This is a genomic window from Staphylococcus sp. HMSC34G04, from assembly GCF_001838765.1.
Lineage (GTDB): Bacteria > Bacillota > Bacilli > Staphylococcales > Staphylococcaceae > Staphylococcus > Staphylococcus epidermidis.
Genome location: NZ_KV838710.1, coordinates 111,751 through 136,125, shown reverse-complemented (window position 1 = coordinate 136,125; position 24,375 = coordinate 111,751). Strand labels below are relative to the sequence as shown.

At 32.0% G+C, this 24,375-nt stretch carries 17 protein-coding genes, 1 tRNA gene and 2 pseudogenes; 5 read left to right on the top strand and 15 right to left on the bottom strand.

What is annotated here, in order from left to right; genetic code table 11:
• Positions 1-89 precede the first annotated feature (89 nt).
• On the bottom strand, positions 90-1,262 hold the full coding sequence (locus tag HMPREF3241_RS03295) for an MFS transporter (RefSeq protein ID WP_002446942.1): 1,173 nt from the start codon (positions 1,260-1,262) through the stop codon (positions 90-92).
• A 340-nt stretch (positions 1,263-1,602) separates the two neighbouring features.
• Here HMPREF3241_RS03295 and HMPREF3241_RS03290 point away from each other — a divergent pair, with 340 nt between their 5' ends.
• A complete protein-coding gene (locus HMPREF3241_RS03290; RefSeq protein ID WP_002446941.1) occupies positions 1,603-1,959 on the top strand; it encodes a hypothetical protein in 357 nt (118 codons plus the stop codon).
• Between the two features lie 146 nt (positions 1,960-2,105).
• On the opposite strand, the gene HMPREF3241_RS03285 is transcribed toward HMPREF3241_RS03290, so the two are convergent.
• The 12 genes and pseudogenes from HMPREF3241_RS03285 to HMPREF3241_RS03230 all read right to left on the bottom strand — a co-directional run bounded on the left by HMPREF3241_RS03285 (position 2,106) and on the right by HMPREF3241_RS03230 (position 15,404).
• Positions 2,106-2,585, bottom strand: coding sequence for a peptide-methionine (S)-S-oxide reductase (locus HMPREF3241_RS03285; protein WP_002446940.1), 480 nt, complete (start codon positions 2,583-2,585; stop codon positions 2,106-2,108).
• A gap of 168 nt (positions 2,586-2,753) precedes the next feature.
• Complete coding sequence (locus HMPREF3241_RS03280) at positions 2,754-3,101, bottom strand: magnetosome magnetite crystal formation protein family (RefSeq protein WP_002446939.1); 348 nt, start codon at positions 3,099-3,101, stop codon at positions 2,754-2,756.
• A gap of 105 nt (positions 3,102-3,206) precedes the next feature.
• Positions 3,207-4,547, bottom strand: a complete 1,341-nt coding sequence (gene gtfB / locus HMPREF3241_RS03275) for an accessory Sec system glycosylation chaperone GtfB (RefSeq protein WP_070853446.1) — start codon at positions 4,545-4,547, stop codon at positions 3,207-3,209.
• Positions 4,540-6,048 (bottom strand): accessory Sec system glycosyltransferase GtfA, encoded by a 1,509-nt coding sequence (gtfA, locus tag HMPREF3241_RS03270; protein ID WP_002446937.1) that lies wholly within the window; start codon positions 6,046-6,048, stop codon positions 4,540-4,542. Before gtfA ends, gtfB begins: the two co-directional genes overlap by 8 nt.
• 17 nt (positions 6,049-6,065) lie before the next feature.
• Complete coding sequence (gene secA2, locus HMPREF3241_RS03265; protein ID WP_002476086.1) at positions 6,066-8,456, bottom strand: accessory Sec system translocase SecA2; 2,391 nt, start codon at positions 8,454-8,456, stop codon at positions 6,066-6,068.
• A pseudogene (asp3, locus tag HMPREF3241_RS03260) lies at positions 8,449-9,020 on the bottom strand (accessory Sec system protein Asp3). The gene secA2 and the pseudogene asp3 overlap by 8 nt, the downstream one beginning before the upstream one ends.
• A pseudogene (asp2, locus tag HMPREF3241_RS03255) lies at positions 9,007-10,296 on the bottom strand (accessory Sec system protein Asp2); the annotation flags it as partial. The pseudogenes asp2 and asp3, both read right to left, overlap by 14 nt.
• Before the next feature lie 73 nt (positions 10,297-10,369).
• Positions 10,370-11,671, bottom strand: coding sequence for a hypothetical protein (locus HMPREF3241_RS03250; RefSeq protein ID WP_070853445.1), 1,302 nt, complete (start codon positions 11,669-11,671; stop codon positions 10,370-10,372).
• Positions 11,672-11,946: 275 nt separating this feature from the next.
• Positions 11,947-12,762: a phosphonate ABC transporter, permease protein PhnE gene (gene phnE, locus HMPREF3241_RS03245; RefSeq protein WP_002476085.1), complete on the bottom strand. Its 816-nt coding sequence runs from the start codon at positions 12,760-12,762 to the stop codon at positions 11,947-11,949.
• Positions 12,759-13,511 carry a phosphonate ABC transporter, permease protein PhnE gene (gene phnE, locus HMPREF3241_RS03240; protein ID WP_162832815.1) on the bottom strand — a complete coding sequence of 251 codons (753 nt, stop codon included), beginning with the start codon at positions 13,509-13,511 and terminating at the stop codon, positions 12,759-12,761. The genes phnE (HMPREF3241_RS03245) and phnE (HMPREF3241_RS03240) overlap by 4 nt, the downstream gene beginning before the upstream one ends.
• A gap of 49 nt (positions 13,512-13,560) precedes the next feature.
• Positions 13,561-14,334 (bottom strand): phosphonate ABC transporter ATP-binding protein, encoded by a 774-nt coding sequence (gene phnC / locus HMPREF3241_RS03235; protein ID WP_002446931.1) that lies wholly within the window; start codon positions 14,332-14,334, stop codon positions 13,561-13,563.
• Between the two features lie 113 nt (positions 14,335-14,447).
• Positions 14,448-15,404: a phosphate/phosphite/phosphonate ABC transporter substrate-binding protein gene (locus HMPREF3241_RS03230; RefSeq protein ID WP_002458058.1), complete on the bottom strand. Its 957-nt coding sequence runs from the start codon at positions 15,402-15,404 to the stop codon at positions 14,448-14,450.
• A 234-nt stretch (positions 15,405-15,638) separates the two neighbouring features.
• On the opposite strand from HMPREF3241_RS03230, the gene HMPREF3241_RS03225 reads away from it, so the two are divergent.
• Positions 15,639-17,189: a Gldg family protein gene (locus HMPREF3241_RS03225; RefSeq protein ID WP_070853443.1), complete on the top strand. Its 1,551-nt coding sequence runs from the start codon at positions 15,639-15,641 to the stop codon at positions 17,187-17,189.
• A 96-nt stretch (positions 17,190-17,285) separates the two neighbouring features.
• Positions 17,286-18,821 carry a bifunctional metallophosphatase/5'-nucleotidase gene (locus HMPREF3241_RS03220; protein WP_002490901.1) on the top strand — a complete coding sequence of 512 codons (1,536 nt, stop codon included), beginning with the start codon at positions 17,286-17,288 and terminating at the stop codon, positions 18,819-18,821.
• A 99-nt stretch (positions 18,822-18,920) separates the two neighbouring features.
• On the opposite strand, the gene HMPREF3241_RS03215 is transcribed toward HMPREF3241_RS03220, so the two are convergent.
• A complete protein-coding gene (locus HMPREF3241_RS03215) occupies positions 18,921-20,096 on the bottom strand; it encodes an MFS transporter (RefSeq protein WP_046044189.1) in 1,176 nt (391 codons plus the stop codon).
• Positions 20,097-20,688: 592 nt separating this feature from the next.
• Here HMPREF3241_RS03215 and HMPREF3241_RS03210 point away from each other — a divergent pair.
• Positions 20,689-20,778, top strand: a tRNA-Thr gene (locus HMPREF3241_RS03210).
• A 272-nt stretch (positions 20,779-21,050) separates the two neighbouring features.
• On the opposite strand, the gene gehC is transcribed toward HMPREF3241_RS03210, so the two are convergent.
• Positions 21,051-23,117, bottom strand: coding sequence for a YSIRK domain-containing triacylglycerol lipase GehC (gene gehC / locus HMPREF3241_RS03205; RefSeq protein ID WP_002487506.1), 2,067 nt, complete (start codon positions 23,115-23,117; stop codon positions 21,051-21,053).
• Between the two features lie 406 nt (positions 23,118-23,523).
• Here gehC and HMPREF3241_RS03200 point away from each other — a divergent pair, with 406 nt between their 5' ends.
• Positions 23,524-24,309, top strand: a complete 786-nt coding sequence (locus tag HMPREF3241_RS03200) for an arylamine N-acetyltransferase family protein (RefSeq protein WP_070592593.1) — start codon at positions 23,524-23,526, stop codon at positions 24,307-24,309.
• Positions 24,310-24,375 lie beyond the last annotated feature (66 nt).

The following is a 24,375-nucleotide window of genomic DNA, read 5'->3' as shown; positions in this document are numbered from 1 at the left end:
TTTATCAATCATTTCAATATAGTTAAAAGTTAAAAATAATATTTATAACTTTTAACAACCAATATTGCTTTTATCATTTGAAGCTATTTTCAAGAACGTTGGTCACCTGGCATAAATATTGATACAACTAAAGCAATCAGTCCGACAATAGCAATCATTAAAAACTGTAAGAAAAAGTTAGACAGTTCGCCTACAAATAACATTAAAATAGGTGCAATCGCTGTTCCTAAGAATAATACAAATGTATTAACAGATAAAAAGAAACCTTGATTGTTTTTAACAACTACACCTACTTTTGAAATAACAGTAGGAATCGCAAATGCGATGCCTGCAACAAACAACACACTAAATGTTGTAATAAGTATAATATTCGTAGTCACACCCATGAGTATGATCGACACAATACATGTTGTTAATGCGATAGTTATCAAGCGCTTCATACCTATACGACTGCTTAAACGCCCTGCAAATAGAGATAATAGCATGCCTATCACACCGAACAATTTCATCATTGAGGACACAGACATGTCTCCCCCAACTTGGTGTGATGTGACATATTCATTTAAAATATCATACATACTTATAAACATAATCAATAATGTTAGTGAAATAAATAAACAATAGAAAACTTTAAGATTGTCTTTGAAATCTTTAAAGTTATTGAAAAACTTAAAGAGTTGTATATCAGGATTTTTATGTGGACTCTCAGGTACATTTTTATAAATAACTAATACGAGAATTAAATATAGGATTGTTAAAATAAAATATACCCACTGCCAATTCAAATAACTTACCACTAATTCACTCATATTTTGCCCTAACACACCTGATAACATAAAACTTGTACTGATAAAACTAATTGCTGTTACACGTTTCACACGTGGATAAGTTTCAGTTGTATAAGTCATGACTACAGGAGAAAATGATGCAGCAAATACGCCTTGTAGTGCTCTTAATATTAATAACACTGTAAATGAATGAACAATACCTATCATCAGACAGATGATAACTAATGCACTCATACCTACTAAAATAGTTTTAATTCTGCCATACTTTTCAGAAATCGTTCCATAAAATAGACAACTGATTGAATATGTTAATGAGAATAAAACACCGTTTAAAGTTGCTATAGATTCAGGAACATGAAAGTCTTCTGCGAAAGTTGCTGTAAGAGGTAGAGCCGTATATAAACTTGCCATTACAATGATACCTGAAATAAACATGATTGTCGTAATGAGATTATAGTTTTTACTTTCTTCCATCGATTTCCATACTCCTTTCTAAATTTTAATCAATACGATTATTATGACAGGTTGTTTCAAATACCTAAAGAGATATTTAAATTGACGAAAAATTAAAACATTATAAATACACTTGTATACATTTAATTTCTTTATAGACACATGAGAGCTGAAAAATTGACATACAGATTACTTCAATTTAAGATTACCATTACCTTTTATTATCTATATTTCACAAACCTATGATTAAATCGTTAGTATATTACAACATTTCTGTTAAATTGTGCATTTAATTTTTATTTTAGGGAAAAGAGATGTCTAGAAGGAATTCATATTTACAGATAAATAGGAGGAATCTTTAATGATTTTACGTTATGCTACAAATTTAAAACTAGCTAAAGAATTATATGATGCAAGTAAACCTAAATTAAAAGGCGATCAAGGTATGATTGATACGTTCACTAATACATTTGGTTTACCGGAAAACTCAGTTAAATTAGCAGGTGGCGTTGAAGCTGCAGCTGCTGGTTTATTTGCTGCAAGTTTTTTAAATAAAAATATTTCACGCTTAGGCTCACTTGCAGCAATTTCAGTACTTGGTGTTGCAGCTTACAAACATTTTGAAGCAGGGCATGGTAAAAAAGGTGCACAACATGCTTTAGACTTATTAGGTTTATCAACACTTAGCTTATTAGATACTTTTTCTTGTAAAAAATAAGTACTTCAACATATAAATATATATTAAATAAAATAACAGCGGTAATTTCCTTATTAATCTTATCAAGGAATTACCGCTTCTTTTATGTTATCTATCAACGAAAAAAAATGCATTCAATTCATCAGTCTAGATGAATACGACAATGATTATTTCTTGTATTTATTAAGCAATGCTGGAGGAACATGACATAAATAATAATCCTCCGGAAATTTCTCAAGATGATTCTGATGTTCTTCTGCACTCTTCACATAATTACTTAGAGGTTGTACTTCGACCATTACTTGTTTCGCGTCTTCCCTGCGCTTAATGTAGTCTTTTGCTTCATTTAAATGCTTCGAACTTTCACTATACACGCCTGTTCGATATTTTTGACCCTTGTCTTGACCTTGTTGATTTAAACTATAAGGATTTATCATTTCAAACAAATAATCCAGCAGCATATGTATTGAAGTTTTTGCAGGATCAAAGTGTATCTTCACACATTCGGCATAGCCATCATAAGGAGCATCTAAACATTTCGACGTTCCATTTGCCCTTCCAGCTTCTGTTTGAATAACTCCTGGAATCGTATTAAAAAAAGCTTGAGTTCCCCAGAGACATCCACCAGCAAAATATACCGTTTCCATATCCTCACTCCCTAAAACAAATGTGTTAACTCCCTTTTCAATAATAAAGAATTCAAAATAAGTCTCTCAGTTCATTCAATTACAATCAAATAAGAAAAGAACCTGTACATATGATTGATGTATCAGGTTCCATATTATTAACTTGATTACTCTGTTCATTCTGTCTTACTAAGGCATCAATAATTTGATACCCTTCACAATATTAATAATAAATAATACAAGCGAAGCGATAAGTAGAATACCTCCAATAATTACTCCTATCACTAGTACAGCAACTCCATTTGTCGAATCAATCAAGGATAGTCCAGCAGCAAATGATATAAGTCCTAATGCCAAACACACCCAACTCAATATATGGTTAAATAATGCATTTCTTGAATACGTAGATGCTGGTGGTTGTCCAACAATCCATACGATTAATGGAAACAATACAGGTGCAAAAAATACACTTAGATAACTTAAAGCCCCTAACATATCATCCGTTTTATCATGATAGCTTTTATCAAAATTTTCCATACAATCAATCACCTCAATTTAAATATAAACACATTCTGAGAATTCATTTAAGTGATATGGAATACAATTACAATATTGTAAGTTTCGATACAAAAATACTAATGATTAACCACTTAATGCTTGTACTAATGCATATTTAAATGTTGATACCGGCACAGCATTAGCATGACGTTGTTGTAGTGCTAAACGTGTTTCAAATTGACCACGATGATTTCCTATCTCTTTCAAAGCGTTACTCAACTGACTTATATCATTTACAAGAAACTGATTTTCTATTGCAACGAAATCTTGGTTATGAACAACCTCTTTATATCCCATAATTAACAATTGATGATTATATGCGCTTCTTACAGCATTCCCTATTTCGTTCCCCTCATTAATGTCTAAATAGATATCACATTGTTGATATAAGGTTTGAACTGTTTGATCTTTAATTATTGGATATAATTTAACATTTTCATATTGCGATAAACTTAATAATTTTGAAGACATCTCAGTTTTAGCGCCTATGTGAAATTGATAATCTTTATGCAAACGTATCAACGTTTCAACATGTGGTATTTGATCTGAATTTGTTAATGTTAATACATTCTTAGAATATTGATTCCGTTTATACATGTCATATAAGTAACCAGATGCATATACTTTCTGTTGTTCCTCTCTAGATAGTTGTTCTTTGATCAATTTATATTCATTTTGATTAGGAACAATAACGGCAAAGCGACTTTGAAGGTTTTGTGATAACATGACTTTCATATTTCCTGGGATATAACCATGAGATTGCTCTTGCCAAAATAAAATACCTTTTTTCAATGTCGGTAAATGATAAATTGCTAAAAATGGTGTTGATAAAGTATTAAATATAACTTCTTTTATCTCAATACCCATTTCACTCAAGTAAAATTTAATCCCCTCTGTATATGACTCAAAAAAATAAGATTTCCCTTCATATTCTACAACTACATCGTTAGTTACATAATTCTCATAAATCACTTCTTTACCTTCACGTGTCATATACTTTTTTAATATTGCATTACCTAGCAAATCGTAAACTGTTTCAGCAAATTTAAATCCTTCTTTTGTATAATAATCAACCGAACGCAAACGCTGTTTTGAATCAAGCCACTCTACATGGCTAACTACACGTGTCTTATAATGTTCCTTATAAAAGATTTTACCTCTAAGCTCACCCATATCTGTAATAGTAGCCATTGTCGCATCTCCTTTAATTTCCCAAAAAGGCGGCGTATCAATATCATTAAAAAAAGCAGGGGTATCATCTTCATAAATTTGATATGCTGCGAAAAAACGATACGGCGATGTCACATCATCAGGTAAAAAACCATCATCATTAATTACAATCGTAAAGTGATTGTAACCAGCATGCTTAAGAGAGTGATGTAATTCCTGTGTTTCTTGATTATAATTTTCGAATAAATTAATCATATAGCACCTCTTCAATGAGTTGTCTCCATAGATCAACAATATGCGATGTTTTAAATGATTCTGCAATGTTATACGATACCTCATGTGCCCTTATGGGACCATCTTTAAAATATCGAATAATCATATGAGCGATTTGCGTTGTGATATCATCAGTAGACGCTTGTTCAAAATCTATCGATATCAAATAGCCATTTTGATGATGTCGAATAAATGTCGGACTGCCATAATTCACATCAAATCCAATCATACCTAAACCTGAGCCAACCGCTTCCATTAATGTCAGGCCGAATCCTTCACTTTGTGAGGCAGCTATGAATAATTCATATTGCTGATATATTGTACGAAGATTTCTATGTCCTTTAATTTGTATGTAATCCTCAGCACGATGTTTGATAATAATATTTTTAATTTTTTCTTGTTCTTCTCCTTGTCCGTAGATATCAAAACTCAATTGAGGTAACTGATGTTTAGCTTTAATCACAGCTTCCACTATCCAATCAACATGTTTTTCGGTAGCAAGACGTGATGCGGTTATGATGGAATATGGTTTTCTTTCTTTTTCAGGATATTGTAACGATTCTATACTACCTACTGGAATTGTACGTATACGTGGGCAATCATTCTTATATTGTTTAAATTGTTCACTTAGTGTATGCCTTTGCAAATCTGTCGCTGTGATAAAGAAATCAATATACTGTGCATTTTCGAATTGATACTCATAATAATTATTCCATAAAATGTGAGTCCCATCAGTCGCCCCTTCACTGAAATGTTCAGCGTGAACGACTACGCCAACTTTACTGGATCCCTTGTTTTCTAATATGGCTTGTCCCACATCAGTTGCTCGATCAATAATAATGATATCATCTGAATCCAATCGCAATTGGCGTATAAAGTATGCGACGAGTGCTTGTTTACTGTATAAACGTGCATCATCAAACACAAAAACATGTTCATCTTCATCTATATATTCGCGGTATGCAATTGATCCATCTTCATTATAAAATTGACGCATATATATTTTAGCTTTATTGTCAAAAGGAGCATAATACTCCGAGAATGTTCTTACATAGCTATAAAAATCTTTCCTAATTAACATTCCATTCACTACAAACTCCGCACGATCAACGTAATGTTCGTTAGCATTTTTTAAATAGCAGGTTACGAATGTTTGCTGATTATTTAAATAGAGTCGTAATACTTTACCGTTTTGTTCTTTTCGAGTAACCTCATTACCTAACTCTGAAATTAAATCATCAACTGTGTACGTTGTAGGAGCGATTTTTACGTCTGTGAAGTATTGATATAGCCAAATAACTTCATCATCTTTAAACCCTATGTTGCTTGTTAGTGTTTGAATATTTTCTGATTGAATAAAATCTAAAAATATAAATTTTGTTGGATAAGGTAATTGCCTTAATAGTTTTGCTCGATACACTTGTGCATATTCAACACCACTACTGGCCCAACCGATTCCAAAATTGATATTATAAATCGTCATGTCTAACACCTCTTTGTTTATGGGAAATGAATGACCATATCTCCGTCCTTATCAAAGGTTAGAATACTTAAACATAAATTTCTAACCATCTTCCTTTTTATATCTTCAGACATATATTCATACGTTTCAAGAGCCACTTTGTGATATTCAAAAATGACATTACGCTGTCCATTTTGTCGATTGTTTACACTGGCTTTAAGTTGTTGTAAGTTATCTACTTGCTCAATCCATTCGCTATCTATCGCTTTCAAGATTGATTTTTGAATGAAACGAAGTTTTAAATATGAATCCGTCGCAATTTCTAAACGATTGTTAAATTGTTGAGTAAATTGTTGTATTAAGAATTGTATGATTTCTTCATCATTTTGCATATTAATATTTGATACATCTTCATCAAAGATAAAACTTAAGTTTTCATATATATAATTCACAAGTGCACGTTCACTACTTAAGCCAAGATTTTTAACGTCTTTTGTAAACACATCTCGTGCAAGCTGTTCAAAATTAAAATCATCAAAATCGCTTGCTTCAAGTATGTGATTACGTTCAGCATAAATTTTATCTCGTTGAACACTAATACTTTTTTCGAATTCATTTGCCATTTCTCTATTTTTCATAGCAGTCTCTTCAGATACACGTTGCGCTTTATTAACAATTGACTTTACACGTTTTTTAAAGAGTGCACTACTTTCTAGTTTAGATGCATCCATCGTTTGGAGATTTTTATTTTCTGCCAAGTTAGAGTTACTCCAACGTTTTACTAAATCATCATCAAGTGATACAAAAATCTGTGAATATCCAGGATCTCCTTGGCGACCTGAGCGCCCTCTTAATTGACGGTCAACACGACTGTTATCCATATGTTCATTAATTATCACTGCTAAGCCACCGATATCATGAACCTCTTTTGATAACTTTATATCAGTTCCACGCCCTGCCATACTTGTAGCAACAGTAACTGCAGATAATTGTCCCGCCTCAGCAATCATTTGTGCCTCTTTAGCTACATTTTGAGCGATTAATAAATTGTTAGGTATATCACGTTTAAATAACTCAGCTGAAAAATATTCTGCCGCTTCTGCAGTACGTGTAATTAGTAACACAGGTTGTTGAGATTCATGTATATCAATCACTGTCTTTAAAATTGCATCGTTCTTTTTGTCACCATTAGCAAATACTCTATCGGGTCTATCATCACGTTCAATCGGACTGTGCGTCGGAATCTCTATAACAACTTTTGAATATAAATCAAAGAATTCTTTTTCCCCTAATTTACCTGTTCCAGTCATACCTGAAAATTCATCAAATTGTTTAAATAAATTTTGGAATGTTATGGTTGCCATCACACTCATATCTTGAGAAATTTCAACATTTTCCAGAGCCTCTATAGCTTGATGTAAACCAGACTGAAGCTTCGTTCCAGGTAGCATACGACCAGTGATTCTATCTATAAGCACAATCTCACCATCAAAAATAAAATAGTCTAAATTATATTTGAATAAATACTTAGCTCTAAGCGATAAATGAATCATCCTCACTAAATCAAAATATTGCTGTTGGTATATATTATTCACTTTGAAATAATGGTTTGCTTTTTCCGAGCCCTCATCAGTGAGCCACACTTCTTTTTTATTAAAATTAACTATGAAGTCTTTATCTTTCTCAAGTGTTTCAACAAACGTTTTAACGATGTGAAATAAATTAGATTGTTCACGTGGCGCACCAGAAATAACTAAAGGCGTTTGGGCAGCATCTAATATAATAGAATCGACTTCATCAATAATAGCAAAGTTTAATTTCGGTAAAAATTTGGCACGAATATCATCAGCTAAATTATCAATTAAATAATCAAACCCTAGTCGCCCATTAGTCGTGTAAACAATGTCATGATGGTACAGTTCATATTTTTCATTTTCAGCGTATTCGTATTCTGGAATGTCCACAAATCCTAATGATACAGACAAGCCTAGCCATTCATATAGTGGTTTCATTTCTAAAAAATCGCGTTTTGCTAAGTAATCATTTGTTGTGATTAGATAAGCACCTTTACCTGTAAGTGCATTTAAGTACAGAGGCATGGTAGCAGTAAGCGTCTTACCTTCTCCTGTTTGCATTTCTGCAATATTCCCCTGATGCATAGCGATTGCTCCTAAAATCTGCACATCTTTTGGATACATACCTAAAACTCGCTTGGAAGCTTCTCTAACTGTGGCATAAGCTTGTGGCAGAATGTGATTGAGTGAAGATTTATTATCATTTAAATAAACTTTAAATTCTTTTGTCTTCGCTTGAAGTGCTTCATCACTAAAATTTGAGAATTCCTCACTCAACGCATTAATTTGATTTAATATTTTACGCAATTTTCTTAACCTAATATTATTAATAATTTGGTTGACACCTTTAGCCATTCATATCACTCCTGTGATAGTTTGATGTGTCTAGATGATGTGTCCTTATATTGGTTATTATTTGATTAATTACTTTAAGTTTTTTCTCAGGATCTATATATTTCGTTGTCTCGTAAGCTTGATTACTGTCTTCTCTTAATTCTTGCACAATTATATTGCGAAAAGATAAATGATTTATGCCAGCATTAATAAGTTCTAAATCATATGAATATGCTTCTCTAGGATAGACAATATTTTCTTTTTTATTTTTTAAAATTTGGTGACTAAGAATTTCTTTATTCTTACGATAAAATTTCATTTTAAAATAAGCCGCACCCTTAGGTTCAACTTCAAAATTAAATTGAAATTGATATTGGTGCCCTTTTTTTAAATAGATAGCTTAGGGCTTACACGGTCTTCTGCAAAATCAGTTAACATATACCAACTGTGAATGATTGTACCGGATGGCATCAAAGGGTTCTCAAAATAGATATTATCTTGATTAAAACGTAATTTTGTACCATACATAAATGTTGATGAATTAACTAGTCGCCATTTGACTTCAAATTTCCTATCTTCTTGCATGTGTCACCCTCCCAAATCGCTCTTCCATGATTAAATGATAAAAATTAATAAACCAATGAGTAACAGTAGCAGAATCATCGTTATGTCTACCAGGAATTCTTTTACTTATCACACGTGCATGTTGTTTTGTAAGAACAGGCAATAAATCTTGAAATGCATATTTGTCATAATCATCATGCTCCATGTAAGCAATCGCAAATGTTGTCATTGACAAATCACTATGCTGAATTTGCTTCCAAAAATGATTATCTAACTGAACAACATCTTTGTTAGTTATGTCATTTTGATTCAATCGCAAAATATCTAGTGACGTTCCAAAATCGTTTGGACGAACGAGTTTCATATTATTAGCAATAGTACCTAGATTTATCAAAGGTTTTCCTACAATAACAGCCGCTGGATTTAATTTTGTAGCGTAATAAAGTGCGCCAAATGACCCCATTGATAACCCTGAAAGAATTAATTGGTTGTTCGCAAATCCCAAATAATCCAAAGCATTTTGGATGACCTTACGGATTGCCTGTTCATAATTCTCTGACCCTAGGTAAAAGGCACCACCTTCGATTCTAGGATCAGCTATTAAAATAAATGGAGCATTCATGCGTTTCATCATAAAGTACCCTTCAAAGCCCTCAGCAGTACGATACCCACTAAAATACACATTGAGTGGCGGTTTTAAATCTCCAGGATGAAAGTAATGTATAAATTCTTGCTTATTTTCATCACTATATCGTTTTCCGCCTAATATGAACTGCCCTAATTCCAAGCGTGACCAACGTTTATGAATAGCACCTATAAATAATGTTCCTTTACCTTTAGCTTTGATTGATACACTCACATATGTTTGATAAGGACGAGCAGGTAGTTCTATGGGGGCGTCTAAATCGTCTTGTTCATATATTAGCTTTTCTACTGGTTGATCAGTTGAATAAACAGGCGTCAATCTCAATGTATATTGGATTTTAGCATCACCTTCAACTTTAAATTCTGGCCATATTTGATTCACCTTATTGGCATCAGCGATGATATTTTGACTCCATGTAATGAGGGGTTGGTATGATTCCCCAAATCGTCCTGATACTTCAATAGATTCATTTCCATTAAATTGATAAGAACCATCAAAATGAATACTAACGCGACAATGAATAGGTTTTACTTTATCTCCATATTGCCCAGGAAATGTAACTGCTTCTAATTTTTGTTGTAATTGTTCTTCATTTTCATAAATGAGTGGTTTTATAAAATTACGTTGTATTGTCTTATCTTGTTGGTAACGAATAAAAAACTAACTTTAAATAAAGTTAGTTTTAAAATTATTGATTAATGAATTTCTTTAGACAAAATATTATTTACCATTGTCCGTTGTTGTATTGATACATACCTTCTTTTAAATATATTCCCCAAAATATATAACACAATATGCCTAGCCCCATGGAATCAAATAAAATAATATAATTCATATTAACAAAGATAGTGATTAAAAATAATAAAATAGTTATACTCATTGGAAAAGTAACTAAAAGTACCATATGAAGCATGTATATCGTACATAAAGTAAGTCCTATTATTCCAGTAAAGATAATCATACCGAAGATGATATTACTCGTTTCTACATTAAAGTATTGTATTTCTGAACTCGCTTTTATTATTGGTATACCAAAACCGCTTCCTAAAAAAGGATGCTCAGTTAGCGCATAATCAATAGCTTTAATATTCATATCACTCGGCATAAAGACTTCCTGGCTATTCTTCCCTTTTAAGATTAGTTTAATAAAAAGGTGATAAATGTATGGTTGATTGATTATAGCAATTGTCATTAGTATCATAGCACCAATTATGGGATGTTTAATTCTCTTTTTCATGTGAGATAACGGTAATAGAAGCATTAGACATAAAATAACAGATATAAAAATATGACGAGAATTTGATAAATAGAGCTCTATTATTCCAATATTTAACAATAATAAATTGAATACATCATAATCTTGTTGTTTGATTTTTGTTACCATATATAAAACTAGTCCCATAGCAAGAATAATTGCGAATGAATGTTCATCTTTGAAAACACTTCGAAGTGATTCCCCATCAATTAAATATGATTTTGGCGCTATAACTATAAGTAAAAAAGTAAAGGCAATCATTAGCGTGATAAATTGATTAATCCAGTTAATAAGATTTTTTATCTTTTTTATTAAACTAACATACATAACAATCAAAATTAGCGGTATAAAGAAGTTAAGCAATTTAAGAATAGATTCTATCGGATCGTTAGATACAACTAAACTCATTATGATATAAAGTAGCATAAGAATCATAGTAGATTTGATAAACCTTAATATCATTTCATTTCTTATCCAATTTTTTACATATTTAAATAGAAAAAATACCCCAATGACATAAGTCAAGATATATTTCATACTTACTATGTAATGCGTCATCTCTAGTGTGTCAAAGGGAGTATATATCTGAGATCTGAGCATATAGAGTATGATTAATTGAACGACACCTAGCGCCCCTCTTTTAAGAAGTAATAAAGATAAAGCGATAGATATCATTAATGTCCATTTATTAGGAATGCTAACCATAAAAATGGATAAGATAATCAACCATTCGATAAATTTACGTTGAGTGATGTTTAAAAATTGTTTCATGATATAAGCCTCAAGTTGTCTAATTCGTGATGTAAGTGTTTAATCAATTTTTAATTATGAACATGTTATTATATTTCTATTACAAATAATTAAACGCTATCAACAAAATATTTTTCTAAATAATTTTATTATATTTTAGAATTATAACATGAATACATTCCTACCGAAAATTAAAATGATGAATATGCCGTATGTCTTAAATTAAAATTTTTATTCCAATAAATGAAAACAATTAATGCTTTAGACAATGAACATATCCTTCCACCATAAATGCACTAAACGATACGTTTACGAACCGCGCCAGATATTAAATCAACTAAAGCGACCATCGCAATCAAACCAATTAGAATCATGCCAACTCGGTCCCAAGATCGTGTTTGTAAAGCAAAAATTAATGGTGTACCTATGCCACCTGCGCCGATTAATCCTAAAATGGAGGCTGAACGTAAATTCAATTCAAATCGATATAAAATAAGTGAAATAAACGATGGTAAAATTTGTGGTATTACAGCAAACATTAACGTCTTCATTTTATTTGCTCCACTCGCTTTTAAAGATTCTACAGCGCTAAAATCTAAACTTTCAATATCTTCAACAAAAAGTTTCCCTAACATACCGACTGAATGAATCCCCAGTGCAAGTACACCTGAAAACGAACCCGGTCCAACAGCTTTAATAAATATTAACGCCATTACAATTTCAGGAAACACACGTATAATGCTTAATATGAATTTACTTATACCCGTAACTGGTCGTAATTTCATCATATTTTTAGCGCCTAAAAATGCAAAAGGAATACATATAATTGATGCAATGAACGTGCCAATTACTGCAATAGCAAAAGTTTCCAGCAAACCTCTAAGTAAATCTTCACCATCAGGTATATATATGTAACTTAAATCTGGATGAAATAATCCGTAAAAGATAGACTTTAATATTTCAATAGACTTACTTTTAAGTTCAAGGCCTGGAATCCCTGCAAACGCCCATATAATTATAGCTGCAACAACAATGACTATAATCCAATTTTTAATTATTCGTTGACGATGTTTTTTTGATTTTAATTCATATTTACTATCCAACGTATTCATGCTAATCTTTCCCTCACTTTCGAACTCACATAGTCAATAATCACTACAATGATTAGAGTGAACAGGATAATCATTGCTGTCTTCTTATATTGAAATAATCCTAACGTTTGATCGTAGAACAACCCAATACCACCTGCGCCAACAAGGCCTAAAACTGCTGATGCCCGAATGTTAATTTCAAAAGCAAATAGCACATATGACATAAATGATGAAAGTGCTTGAGGAACAACGCCAAATGCAATCCATTTCACTTTATTAGCCCCTACAGCTGTCATAGCTTCCATAGGTCCTGGATCAATTGTTTCTAATGATTCATATAATAATTTACCAATGATACATATTGTTAGAACAAAAAGTGCTAATACACCCGGAATTTGTCCAATACCAAATATGGCTACAAATACGGCAGCTAATAATAAATCAGGTATTGTGCGTACAATATTAAGAACAAAACGTGATGGTATCGCAATCCATTTAGTTTGAACAATATTACTCGCACATAGTAGCGCTATTGGAATGGAGACAATACTTCCTAGAAAAGTACCGACAATTGCCATACGAATCGTGTCTAGCATTGGTTGTGTAATATGATCTAGATAACCCCAATCTGGTGGTATCATTTGTTTGAAGAATACGCCAATTTGTGGAAGACCTATCATTAAATCTCCAATGCTAAAACCAGTATAAATAAAACTCCAAATAATCAAACCCGTGATTAAAATAATTGAAAAGCTAGTTTTAAGAGACATCCTTTTATTTAAATAGCTATTATATTTATGCGTTGTTGGTGTCGTCACTTTATTCCACCCCTAATTTTTCATCGTCCTTAATTGAGCGACCGTATATATGATTAAATACTTCATCATTTGCCTCAGACGCGGGACCATCATAAACGAGCTCTCCCGCTCTTAAACCAATTATTCTCGAGCCGTATTCCTTTGCTAAATCTACAAAGTGTAAATTAATCAAAATAGTAATACCTAGTTCTTCATTGATTTTCTTTAAGTCATCCATCACTTGTTTTGTAGTTAATGGATCTAATGAAGCAACTGGTTCATCTGCTAATATAATGGTTGGTTCCTGACATAACGCTCTAGCTATTGATATACGTTGTTGTTGACCACCTGACAACTGGTCAGAGCGTTGGTCATATTTATCTAAAATGTTGACACGTTCTAAAGCATTCATTGCCTTGACTTTATCTTCCTTAGGAAAAAGACCAAGTATCATTTTCCAAGTAGGGTGGTATCCTACCCTACCACTCAAAACATTTCTAAGCACTGTTGAACGCTTAACTAAGTTAAAATGTTGAAAAATCATCCCTATACTTCGACGCATTTCTAATAATTTTTTACCGCGTGCTTTAGTTATTGATTGACCTTCGATAGTAATTTCACCTTTGGAAATATCATGTAGCCGATTAACCGATCGTAGTAATGTTGATTTACCTGCTCCAGACAATCCAACAATAACTGCAAAATCACCTTTTTCTATATTTAAGTTAATATCTTTTAATCCCACATGGCCATTTGGATACACTTTACTAACATCCTTAAATTCGATTTGACTCATCAACAAACACCCTTCTTTTATAAAGAAAAGCTATGAGACTCAAACCGCAAGAGGTCTACAAACCTTCACGTTTAATCCCTTAGCTTTTCTTTTTATAATTCATTCAATTTATTTTATTTCATATCATGAACAGCTTTTTCATATTGTCTAACGATATCAAAGTCTGAATCTTTAGTATCAACATAACCTTCATGAGAGTATACCTCGCTAATGATTTTATGACCTTTTTTAGTTTTAGAAATTTCTTTAAAAGCTTTTTTCAATTTATCTTGGAATTTTTTATCCATATCAGGACGTACTGAAATCGTATCATTAGGAATAGGTTTAGTGAGTTTTAATATTTTAGTATCTTTAAATACATTTGGTTGATCTTTTTTTACAACTGTACGTGCATCATTAAATACAGCTGCTGCATCCACATCTCCATTTAACAATGAAATAACTGCTTGGTCGTGTCCTTTAACATTGACTATCTTCATATCTTTTGTTGCATCAATACCAGCTTCTTTTTTTAATGTTACTAGAGGGAATGTATATCCTGCTGTAGAAGTTACATCTTGTAATGCTATTTTTTTACCTTTTAAATCTTTGAGACTATTAATACCAGAGTCCTTTTTAACAAGGATTTCTGATTTATAATCATCAACTAACTTTTTACTTGGAGATCCATCTTCATTAACGTCGTAACGTTCTGCCTTTAATAATAAATCCGCTGCCTTTTGATCGTGTGCTAAAGTATATGCAGTTGGTGGCAAGAAACCAACATCCACTTTCTTAGATTTCATCGCTTCAACTATCGTGTTGTAGTTTGTTGAAACTGATACTTTAACCGGAATCCCTAATTTATCTGACAACAATTTTTCTAACGGTTTTGCCTTAGCTTCAAGTGTATCAGCATTTTGAGATGGTACAAATTGTACTGTTAATTCTTTAGGTGTATAACTACCTGATTTTGAATCTGATCCGCTATCAGAACTTTTATTATTATTCAAAGAACTTGAATTCCCACAGGCTGCTGCAAAAATAACCACCGATAAAACAAGCACCACTAAAAACTTAAGATTTTTCATTCTACTTACTGTCCCCTTCATATCAATATTGGTGTAATATGTATATTTTTGAAACTATATTTATAGATTAGCATATCTTATAAGTGATGGGTATTTAATTTTAATTAAAATTATAAATTTTTTATAATAAATCGTAAGAAATTGTAAAAAATCTGTTAAGCAAGCACAATACGCTATACTTTTATACTATACTTTTTAAAAATTCCATCTTTTATATAAGGAGTAATCATAGAGATGAAAATATTTAAAACTTTAAGTTCTATACTAGTTACATCTGTTCTTTCTGTGACTGTGATTCCATCAACATTTGCATCAACAGAATCTACTGCTACAAATCAGACACAACAAACAGTACTTTTTGATAATTCTCACGCTCAAACTGCGGGCGCTGCCGATTGGGTGATTGATGGCGCTTTCTCAGATTATGCAGATTCAATGAGAAAGCAAGGTTACCAAGTTAAAGAACTAGAAGGAAAATCAAACATTTCTGATCAATCTTTACAGCAGGCGCATGTATTAGTTATTCCCGAAGCTAACAATCCATTTAAAGAAAATGAGCAGAAAGCAATCATTAATTTTGTTAAAAATGGTGGTAGCGTCATTTTCATCTCAGACCACTATAATGCCGATCGTAATTTAAACCGTATTGATTCTTCAGAATCAATGAATGGTTATCGACGTGGCGCATACCAAAATATGACTAAAGATATGAATAATGAAGAAAAAAATTCTAACGTTATGCATAACGTTAAGAGTTCTGATTGGCTCTCACAAAACTTCGGTGTTCGTTTTAGATATAATGCACTTGGAGATATCAATACTCAAAATATCGTTTCAAGCAAAGATAGTTTTGGTATTACTAAAGGTGTACAATCAGTTTCGATGCACTCAGGTTCAACATTAGCAATAACTAATCCTAATAAAGCTAAAGGCATTATTTATATGCCCGAACATTTAACACATAGTCAAAAATGGTCTCACGCAGTTGATCAAGGTATTTACAATGGTGGTGGCATCAACGAAGGACCTTATGTAGCCATTTCAAAAATTGGTAAAGGAAAAGCTGCATTTATTGGTGATAGCTCTCTCGTAGAAGATCGTTCACCTAAATATCTTCGTGAAGATAATGGGAAACCTAAAAAAACGTACGATGGTTTTAAAGAACAAGATAATGGAAAGTTATTAAATAATTTAACAACATGGCTAGGCAAAAAAGAATCTCAATCTTCTATGAAAGACATGGGTATTAAACTTGATCATAAAACACCGTTACTTAACTTTGAGCAACCTGAGAATTCAATTGAACCTCAAAAAGAACCGTGGACTAACCCAATAGAAGGTTACAAATGGTATGATCGTTCAACATTTAAAAAAGGGAGTTATGGAAGTGATCAACAGGGGGTAGACGATGGAGTAGATGACAATAGCTCTTCTCATCAAAAACAAAATGGCAAAGTTGAATTAACTTTACCTCAAAATATCCAACCGCATCATCCATTTCAATTTACAATCAAACTCACGGGATATGAGCCTAATAGCACAATTAACGATGTAAGAGTTGGACTTTATAAAGATGGAGGTAAACAAATCGGTAGCTTTTCTTCTAACCGTAACCAATTCAATACTCCCGGCTATAGTCCTAGCCAATCAATTAAAACAACTGGAGCGGGTGAAGCCTCAATCACACTCACAGCTAGAGTGACAGATGAAATTAAAGATGCTAATATTCGTGTTAAACAAGGGAAAAAAATTTTATTAACTCAAAAAATGAATGAAAATTTTTAACACCGATAATAACTTAGTGTTGAAAAGTGAGACATTGTTTTTAATTTATATATCACAGAACTATGTCTCTTCCCCGTACTTGAGGAGGTTAATTCAATGTCTCAAATTGCTTTCTATATCCTTAGTGATGTCCACGGTTTTATATTCCCAACAGATTTTTCATCAAGAGGAAAAGATTTACCCATGGGGTTGTTAAAAGCCAATCATCTTATCGAGCAAGACTGCGTGCACTATGACGACAGTGTAAAGATTGATAATGGAGACTTCTTACAAGGTTCTCCATTATGTAACTACTTAGTATCTAAATTAAAGAGTAGTCTCCCATTAACATCAATATATAATCGTTTAGGGTTTGATTTTGGAACTGTTGGCAATCATGAATTTAATTATGATTTACCTTATCTAAAACAGGCCATCAATCAACTTCATTACCCAGTTTTGTGTGCAAATATAATTGAAAATACACAGCCATTCACTGGCCAAGGTATTCATTATTTTAAAGTAAATGGTTTAACTATAGGAACTATTGGATTAACCACTCAATATATCCCTCACTGGGAACAACCTGATTACATTAAGACACTCACTTTTAACAGTGCTTTCCACACATTAAAATCTGAGTTACCTACACTTAGGGAAAAGAGTGATATTGTAGTAGTAAGTTATCATGGTGGCTTTGAACGTGATTTAGATAGTGGCATCCCGACAGAGGCGCTTACTGGGGAAAACGAAGGGTATGATATTCTAAGTCAGTTTAGCGATAGTATCGATGTGTTGATAACCGGCCATCAACATCGTGATATTGCGACAATCAAGAACCAAACAGCCATCATTCAACCAGGTTCAAAAGGTACAAAAGTTGGAAAAATAGTTATTGAATATACGCATGATAAAAAAGTATTAATTAAAGAATGTAAATTAATGAATGTTCATAACAATACCTCCTTTAAGCCGAATGACGAAGATATCGTTTTACGTAATCAATTAGAAGATTGGCTTGATACTCAAATCGCAGAACTCCCCTACGCTATGAGAATAAACAATTCATTTGAGGCAAGAAAATCACCGCATGCATTTGTTAACCTTCTTAATTATATTTTACTAGAAAAAAGTGGTGCAGATATTGCATGTACAGCACTATTTGATTCCGCAAATGGCTTTGATGAGAAAGTAACCATGCGTGATATCATCAATAATTATCCTTTTCCTAATACTTTTAAAGTGATAGAACTTAGTGGAAAAGATATTAAACTTGCAATTGAACGAAGCGCAAGTTATTTTGACATTGTTAACCATAAAATCACAGTTAATAAAGAGTTTCTAGAACCTAAACCTCAGCATTTCAACTATGACATATTTGCAGGTATCCAATATACAATTCATGTTGGTCATCCTTACGGTGAACGTGTTAGTGATTTGCAAATTAATGATGCACCACTACAAAGTGATCAAATATATACAATATGCGTAAATAATTATAGAGCTGTTGGTGGTGGGAATTATGATATGTATGTTAACAAACCTGTGATAAAAGATATTCAAATCGAAGGTGCTCAATTGTTAATAGATTACTTATCTCACAATGATTTATCTCAAATCCCACAAGTGATCGATTTCAATGTTGTTAAGTAATCCCTCTTTCTATTAAAGTATCATTGCTGAAAAGTTTGATTGTATAAAGAAAAATCCTTATAGAGGTGTCGCCACACTTCTATGAGGATTTTTTAATAATCATGAATATTCATTAAAAGTGACATGTTTCTTTTCATAAAGTTGATTAACAAGATTAAGAAGCATACCCAACACTATAATCCCACCAGATATCATAGTAATTTGAATGTAAGGTAATCCTACTGATAATAATATAGATCCAATAATTGCACCAAGAAAATTAGCAACATTGAAAATAGAAGCTGCTAACGTGCTTGCAAGAAGTGGTGCTTCTTTTGCACTTAAGATAATTTTGCTATTAAGTAACGGTGTTGTACCAAATGTACCAAAACCGAATAAGAAGCAAATGATTAATGCTAATATTGAATTTTGAATAACAGTAACAAATAGTACGATTGTTAAAAATAGTAAAAGAAATGTAAGGTATAAATTTTTTGTTAATTTATTTTCCGGTACATTACCAGTAATTAAATTCCCTATTACACCGCCTAAACCAAACATAAATAAACAAACAGTTAAACCTACAATTTTAAATGGAGAAAAATCTCGTATCATTGGCTCCATAAATGTATAAGTAGTAAACACACCAGAGTAACCAAACACAATAATGGCAATCACAATTAAAATGTGTGGATTCTTAAACACTGTTAATTCTTTGCTAATATTTGCTTCTGCACTTAAAGAAACGTTGGGAACAAATTTAATCATTCCTAACATAGTAATGATTGCCAACACAATCATGAATCCAAAAACAACTCTCCAATTTGCAAAGCCACCTAAAAATGATCCGAATGGTACACCTAACATTACAGCAATAGTTAAACCTGCCTGAACAAGTGCAATGGCCTGTGTTTTTTTAGCAGGAGGTGCGACTGTCGCAGCAACACTCATACACACACCGAAGAATGGCGCATGCATTGCCGCAGACATGAGTCTTGATAATAACAATACATTAAAATTCGGTGCAAGCATCCCCACTATATTACTTATTATAAAAATCGCAACTAATATTGGTAACAGACGATGGGCGTGAACTTTCAATGTAATGATTCGCATTAAAGGACCTATCAATGCAACACTAATAGCATAAACACTAATTAATAAGCCAGCACTCGAAATAGAAACCTTCATATCATCAGCGATTTGTGTAAGTAAGCCTGTCACTACATATTCAGCCATTCCTACTGTAAATGTTCCTATCATAAATATAATGAACAACATTTTATTATCTTTCATGAGCGTTTCCTCCCTTTTCTTAATATCAAAAAATCAATATGAGGGATATCTTATAAAAAATTCGTCTCAATGTGAAGAGTATGTTTTCAAATTTTCATCTTCCTCAAATATTAATCTCATAAGTTTTCATATTGTTTTCATGTAATAATATTAAGACAATTTATGATGACTTGATATAAAGCATACGTTTAAATACGTCTGATTGAATTGATTTAATTTTGATAAATAAAATTGAATATTCATGAAATAATGTCGATTTTTTGACGAACCCTCTTATAATACGTTTTCTTTTCCCTGTTTGATCATAATTAAATGATTTTTTAAATAACTCGACAGTAATTATCTTTAAATTCATTTTAATATTTGAAGGTAATTTGATGATCTGAAATTAAAACAGTTACCTAAAAATTAATTGTAGTATGGACAATGTAATAGTATGTGATTAATGTCGATTGAATGATAATCACAGTCCGAATTGTATATATATATTTTAAGTAGCTTAATGAAGACGATTTACATGTTTATAATGAAAAACTAATTGATACTTTACAAAACCTTCTATATATTATATGATACTAATTGTTGAAATTTTGGAGGGATACTCAAGTCTGGTTTAAGAGGCTAATCATTCGTGATTAGTAGGAGCTTTTTGCTCGCGTTGGTTCAAATCCTTCTCCCTCCGCTATATATAAAAGAGCCTGAGGCATTTATTTGTCTCAGGCTCTTTTATATATTGGCTATGATGATTCAATTGAACCTCATAAATATCCCTTATCCAAGCTACGATATATGTAAACACTTGAATAAGGGATTTTTATCTTACTATAGTTTTACGTTATGAAAATAAATTTTTTAATACTCTGTATAAAGAGCCTAATAATTGAAAGAAATCACCTGTCATTTATCTCACTCCTATCTATATAAAATTACGTTAGGTTTATACCCTATATCATTTTATTTATTTGTTGATGTTAATTGTTCACTTTGTACTAAATCATCAGCAAGACCGTGCCAGAACTGTTGTAACTCATCTCTAGTACGTTTAGTATCTGTACTGTCTTGTCCTACAAAGTCCACATGATCCCAGTCATGTTTTGTTGGAGTTACTTGCCATACACCTTTTTGATTTTTATCTGTAGCTTCAACATATTTTTGATTAAATGGATGTTGTGAAGAAATGACTGAAACAAGTCCATCATTTTCTCTCCATTCTTTCTCTTTAGCTTTTCCAATTAAGTTACCAGTAATTGTAAATGGTAAGAACATGTTAAGATCAGCTTTTTGTTTTCCTGCCAATGTTTTATGTGTTGATTCGCCCGTATAAGTTTTATATACAATATTAGGATTTAATGATGTTTTTCGGTTTAAATCTGTTGCGCCATCGCGTGTTAAATCGTGTAAACCACTATCTTCTGATTTCCACAGTTTTGAATTTTGAACACGTTTAACATATTGAATATAAGATTCATTTGGTTTTTGTTTTAATCCCCAATGTTCTAATCCAAAGTCTACACGTGAATCTTTATTACCATACATTTTACCTACGTCATATACAAGTTGGCGTACAATCGCTTCGTTACCTAATAAGTCTGACGCATGTGTACCATTATGTGGTGTACCGAGTGTTGTAATAGATGACACCATATTGTCGTGGCCACCTTGGAATAATGGAGAAATTTCCCCACCATGTTGTTTTTGATATTCAACTTCTTCTGGATTACCATGTCTCAATAACTCTTCTAATTGACGAATTGTTTGACCACCCATACTATGACCAACTAAATGTATTTTTTGACCTGGTTTCCAATCTTTATACACACCTTCATAAGTTTTACCGTAACGTTCATGACCATATTTAGCTGCGTGTGCTGCACCATAGTCAACACGTCCACCTTTGATGTAGTAGTATAACTCAACAGCACGGTCATAGTTACTACCAAATGCACTTATACTTGCTTCATAAGCCTCATATCCATTTTCTTCTAAGTCTTGGCGAATATTCATTTTATCGCCACCCCAATAATGCGTTAGCACTGATGGGTTGATATCGTCTGTAAATCCATTGAAACCATGTACTAAAATAATTGGATCATTGTTTTTATATTGTTTTTGTTTTGCTGATTTATTTGTTTGATCCTCGTTTTTTTCACTCACTTGTTGCTTAGACTGTTTATTAGTTGTAGCAACAGCATTACTTTCTAAATTAGCGAGGCCATCTTGAGACCCTTTATCATTTTTAGAAGATTTATCTTTATCTGTAGTTGGATTCGCTTGCTTGTCAACTTTAAGAGGTTCCTCTTTACTATTTAAATTAAATGTTTCAACTTTGTCGTCATCTTTCTTAGCAGTCACTTGTTGAGTGTCGTTATTTACTTCTTTGTTTACCTCTTCTGTTGATTGACTATCTTTTGATTGATTTTGACCTGTTGTTCGTAGTAGATCAGTATTTTTAGATGATTGTGTATCTTGTTTACTCAAATTCTCTTTTTGAGAGTCTTCTTGTTGGGCAGTTGTATTATCGAGTTGTGAAGGTTTAGTTTTCACATCTTCATTGGACTGTGCTGCATTTGAGTGTAAAGTTTGATTGTTTTCACTAGCATGCTTTTCCAGTTCAACTTGTTCTTGTTGTGGTTTCTCTTCAGAATGATTTTGAACAAATGCTTCATTCTTTTTATTTTGTTCAACTACAGATTCAGATTTATTGTCATTTTGAGAATCTTTTTGTTGCTGAATCAAATCCTCATTTTTTGGTGTTTCGTTATGTAAGTTTTCATTTTCAGTAATAGAATTAACATTACTTTTCTCATTAACATTCTTATTTTGCGTTGATTGTTGTTCACTTAACTTTTCATTTTTATCCCCAATAGATTGTGTTGTGCTATTTTCAACAGTTCCTTTATCCTGTTGTTGCTCAGCTGCCTGAGCCGATCCTCCACCCATAAATAATAATGCTGCAATCAGAATGGATGATGCACCTACGCTAAATTTACGAATACTGTATTTATTTTGTCTTGTCTTCACAATTAGCACCTCTATCTATTTGTTTATTTTAAAATGAAATTTTTGTCGGTAATTTGTTAGATGAAAATATTAATAATCATACGTGGTATAAATCCGAAAATTTTACTAAAAATGGGTTTGATTGCTTCCATAACTATCTCCTTCCCACCAAAGGTAAGCGCTTCCATTTTTGTTCAAAAAAAATAAAAATTATAAAAATAATTTTAATAGGCCATAAAAGAATAATTCACTTATCTACTTTGGTTTGATTTGATTAATATATTACATCGATGTTCACAATTTGTCAACAATTACATGCAATTTAATTATTTATCATACTAATATTAAATCTAAAGAAATGATGGTAATCTATATATACTATAAAATAAAAAATATCGATTTATATAAAAATAAAGGATGATTAGTAATGGATATACAAAAGTTTGAATCTTATCTAAAAATTAAGAATTCATATTATTCAAACCCTTCTCTTGAAGCATTGAATTACTATGTAAGACGCTTTATGATAACTGTGCCGTTTGAAAATATTAATGTTCAAAACAAAATCCCTATCTCAGTTGATATCAACGATTTATACAATAAAATTGTTATTCAACGGCGTGGCGGATTTTGCTATGAATTAAATCATTTGTTTGCTACGTATTTAGAACATAAAGGCTTCCACGTCACTCGTGCTGCGGCAACAGTTTACACACCAAATGGTGGACGTAGTCCTGAAGGTTCGCATATGTCACTTTACGTTAATATCGAAGGAACACTTTATATTACTGATGTTGGATTTGGTGATTTACCTACAAGTATTATCGAGATAGGTTCTAAAACACAATTCATTCCAACATATGATAAAAATGGAGTTTACCGTGCTGTTTGGATTAATGACAATCAATATGCCTTACAGAAGCTTAGACAAAATAAATGGATGACACTCTATGAAGCACATTTAAAATCTCAAAGCATTAAAGACTTTGAAGATAAAATAAGCTACAATGAGCATCATCCTCATTCTATTTTTGTACGACATTTGCTTATTACACAACCACAATCGTTTGGACGTGCAACAATGACTTATCATTCTTTAACTTTAAGCAATGATAGTACTAAACATAAATATGACGTTACTACCAATAACTACAAATATTTTTTAAAAAAATATTTTAATTTAAACGTATCAATTATCCCATTTGAACCATAAATAGGATGAATCGTCATTCACTTTCATCCTATTTTTAATCATTGATTTATAAGATTCATGGAATAA